The organism is Bacillus fungorum, assembly GCF_002746455.1.
In the GTDB taxonomy this organism is placed as follows: Bacteria; Bacillota; Bacilli; order Bacillales; family Bacillaceae_G; genus Bacillus_A; species Bacillus_A fungorum.
In genome coordinates this window covers 1-4,016 of sequence record NZ_NWUW01000079.1, presented here as the reverse complement: position 1 = coordinate 4,016, position 4,016 = coordinate 1, and the positions used below count along the sequence as shown (strand labels likewise).

The following is a 4,016-nucleotide window of genomic DNA, read 5'->3' as shown; positions in this document are numbered from 1 at the left end:
TGCTTAAATTCCGCTGTAAAGGTTCTTCTTTCTCTTTTATTTTTCGTCATAGTAGATTCTCCTCAAATAGATTAGTTGTAGTCTACTTGACCTTAATTTTTTTGTCTAGTTCAGTGTAGCCTATCCAATTGACCGTGCTTATCGTATTCCCATATTTTTAAGTACGACAACTCATTTAAATGACAACCAACAACGGTTTCTAAACCGTCTAATTTTAGAGATTGAGCATGCTTTGCTTTTTCCACGTACATTACCTTTGAGTGAAAGTTACCCCGAATCCATTTTAACTGATATTCGGCGGCTAGTTTCATCAAGCTATGGAATGTTGGCAGTAAACCTTCGTCGTTTTAAAATTCAAACAGTTGATGTCAATGTAGGACCTCTTCCACCATCCACTCCATTTTGGATAGGATCAGTTTATTCACAAGTAGAACCTTCAATGGCTTTTCAATTTGGTCTACCCTTATTATTAGTAAGGGTAGAAGGTACTGACGTAAATAATGGAATTTGGGCAGGAGGAATTGCCCCACTCAACCTATTTATAGTATGGCATTCTGAAACTCAAACTGTAGATCAATTCTTTAACACTCCTGAATGGAGATCAGCCTTTGCAAATTGGAGTGCACAAGTAAGAAATGCTTTTTATATTCAGACAGAACCTAAGTTCAAGTACAGTTGTGAATAATAAACTGGCCTTTTCGTTTAATAAGTTTTCTAAGTAACACATGAATACTCTATACAAAACTAATTACCATAACACCACTTATCGGTAGCAAATAATTTGATAAAATCCTTGTATTTATAGGGATTCTTCTTTTTTTCTAAATATCTCGTATACATGATTTTATACATTTTTGATAGAACGGGGATCTGGGGGATCCTCTTTACTCTTTTTTCGCATAAAATTTTGTATAAATAAAAAAGATTTTGATGTGAAGTAAAAACATCATTATATTTATATATAAATATAATAGGGTAAAAAGGAAGAATATACTATGTCACATGATATATGTATGTTTGTATAATATTCGATGTGTAAGGTTTTAGCGATTTTTTAGTTTGATAGATGAGACACTGTAACAACTTGTTCATACTTGTCATATTTTATAGGGAAATCTATTTTATAAAATTTGATAAGTAGGGAGAATGTTCAGATGTCACAAGCAAATATACCGAATATTACACCGAATATTTCATTAACCCGTGAAGAATCGATTAATTTAATATTAGCTTCGATTGCTTTAGAGGAATTAGGTTTAGCGCATATTATTAATGCAGAAGCAGAAAAAATTCAATACGCACTGGGAACTTTGAGTGGATTATCACCAGCCGCTACATTGGATGAGATTTTAGAAGTAAATGAAAGTGTAAACCGGACGATCCAATCGGCGTTAAAAACACAGATGTTATTACAAAGTAAATTAGATAGTGTTATACAAACACCTGTTTTAACAGGACCTCCGGGACCAACTGGACCAACTGGACCATCTGGAGGACCAGTTGGGGCTACAGGAGCTACAGGAGCTACAGGGGCTACAGGAGCTACAGGGGCTACAGGAGCTACAGGAGCTACAGGAGCTACAGGAGCTACAGGGGCTACAGGAGCTACAGGGGCTACAGGGGCTACAGGGGCTACAGGAGCTACAGGAGCTACAGGAGCTACGGGAGCTACAGGGGCTACAGGAGCTACAGGAGCTACAGGGGCTACAGGAGCTACAGGGGCTACAGGAGCTACAGGGGCTACAGGGGCTACAGGAGCTACAGGAGCTACAGGAGCTACGGGAGCTACGGGTACTTTATCATTAGTTCAAGGTAGTTTTGGTAATATTACTAATGTAGGTCCATTTACACCTGGTACTGGTAGTAATGGAACTGTTATTCCTGTGGAATTTGCTAGTCCATCCCCTATAAATACTCCTGGTGCTTTTACTCTTAATCCTGATGGTTCTGTTACTGTAAATATGGCTGGAATATATGAAGTAACAGGTGCTGTTTCTTTAGCTGCTAATGAAAATGGTAGTTTTGCAATTCAAGTTAATGGTGCAGGAGCTACAGTGCCATATTTAAATTCTTTTGGTACTACTGGAAATACAACGGGAACAACAGAAATTACTCGAACTGCTATTCTTGATCTTGCAGCAGGTGATGTTGTGTCTATAGGTTTACTCACTAGTACTACATCACCAGTATTACTTTCTACTTCAGGTGAGACTGGATTTAGTACAAATGCTAGTGCATTAACTTTTGTAAAAATACAGTAGTCTTAAGGTTGTAAATCCGCATTTTCGGGGCACTACCCCACATCCATCAACTTAAGGATTCGGGCTATTTTTGAAAGTAAAAGCGCGTTACTATTTTCTTATATTAATGAGAAAGGGTGACGTGCTTTTTATGAATATGCATTAAAAGCAAGAGTTGTCTTTATTTGCCGAAGAGTTATATCGATATATGTCTCCCGCTACACTTAATCAATTAGCTATAGAAGCAGGCAGGATGAAACGAAAACGGAAGTGCCACGGGCATCATTTTTTATCTTTGTGTGTATGGCTAAATCAACAAGTCGCTACTACCTCTCTTACCCAACTATGTAGTCAATTAGAAACTTCAACAGGAATTTTATTAAGTCCTGAGGAACTTAATCGGCGATGTAACTCGGCTTCTGTAGCCTTCTTTCGAACTGCATTCACTACACTTCTACAAGCTAAAATCGGAGGATTATCTAAGATTTCTCATACTCTTTCTTCCTACTTTGAGCGCATTCGCATCCTTGATTCTACAACCTTTCAAGTTCCAGATCGATTCGCAGCTATGTATCCTGGTGCCGGAGGATATAGTCATAAAGCTGGTGTGAAAATTCAACTAGAGTATGACTTGTTGAGTGGAGAGTTTTCTGATGTGAAAATTGAACCAGGAAAACGATGGATTTTAAAAATATAAAAACAAATTTAAAACGAATCCCTCCTCCTCATTAAACAATTAATCATCAACCTTTTAATAATTTTAAATGTTTAATATTTACATAAATGTAATTTATTTATATTTATCATCTTACATAATACGAATAATCTTATAAAGCAAAATTTTTCGGCATTTTAGCTTGTTCTTGATTTTAAGTGCGTATTTTTTTGCATAAGTGCAATTAAAATGATTAAACAGATTTTTAGATATTGATAAATTTTCCCTTTATTTGATTTACATATTATACCTATAAATCTATGCTATACTAAATTTGTAATTAATTAAATTTTATAGAGGGGCTGATAAATTGGAAACAATACTTGTAAATATTGGGATAAGTGTACTTACAGGATTAATTTTCATCTGTGCTGGTTTGGCATTGATTTACAGACCGCCAAAAGAAATTAATGGGGCATATGGTTATCGTACGAAGCGTTCAATGAAAAATTCGTTTCTTTGGAAAAAAGGTAATTCGTATAGTGGGAAATTGCTAATTATAAATGGAATTTTAATGGGAGTATTAGGTAGCATTTTAGCTTGTATAATTACGAAATTTGAGTATGCAATGTTTACTATTATAGGGTTAATGTTTGTACTAATTTTCTTTCTAATAGCAAAGGTTGAAAAGAAACTAAAATCCCTAGATAAATAACCCTCTAAAGTTAGATCAAGATTTTTTTATATTTATTCTTAGAGAGAGTTTTATAAGCGCTTAAACAAATATACCATTATATGTATTTAGTGTTGTTTCGAAAATTTTTCCTGATTATTCAGACTACATTTAGACATATAGTTAGTAGGCAGGTCTGGTGTAAAAATAAAGGAGAATAAAGTGCATATATTCCAAACGGAGTCGTATCTTATGCTGCAAGTCTAAACAATTAATGGATGAATTCTTTCTGATTTTAGACAGACTGATCTCGTAAATCAAGCTGTAAATGTCAACCTAAACATGTACACTTTCGCTTGTTTAAGGATGTACAAAATCACTCATTCTCTTTGGTAAAATGATCCTTAATTCGATATGACTGTCCAACAATGCTAACGACTGTGGCGTG

General features: G+C 35.2%; 2 protein-coding genes and 2 pseudogenes. All 4 read left to right on the top strand.

Annotated features, from left to right (window positions below; all coding sequences use genetic code 11):
• Window positions 1-127: 127 nt before the first annotated feature.
• Window positions 128-685, top strand: a pseudogene (locus CO726_RS30450) (hypothetical protein); the annotation flags it as partial.
• A 469-nt stretch (window positions 686-1,154) separates the two neighbouring features.
• Window positions 1,155-2,261 (top strand): alpha-helical endospore appendage domain-containing protein, encoded by a 1,107-nt coding sequence (locus CO726_RS32725; protein WP_181950583.1) that lies wholly within the window; start codon window positions 1,155-1,157, stop codon window positions 2,259-2,261.
• 187 nt (window positions 2,262-2,448) lie between these two features.
• Window positions 2,449-2,919, top strand: a pseudogene (locus tag CO726_RS30440) (IS4 family transposase); the annotation flags it as partial.
• A 346-nt stretch (window positions 2,920-3,265) separates the two neighbouring features.
• Complete coding sequence (locus tag CO726_RS30435; protein ID WP_099686776.1) at window positions 3,266-3,610, top strand: SdpI family protein; 345 nt, start codon at window positions 3,266-3,268, stop codon at window positions 3,608-3,610.
• The last annotated feature ends 406 nt before the right edge of the window (window positions 3,611-4,016 follow it).

Excerpts from the sequence above, each read along its gene's own strand:
- CO726_RS32725 (WP_181950583.1), top strand. The coding sequence starts at position 1,155 with ATGTCACAAGCAAATATACCGAATATTACACCGAATATTTCATTAACC.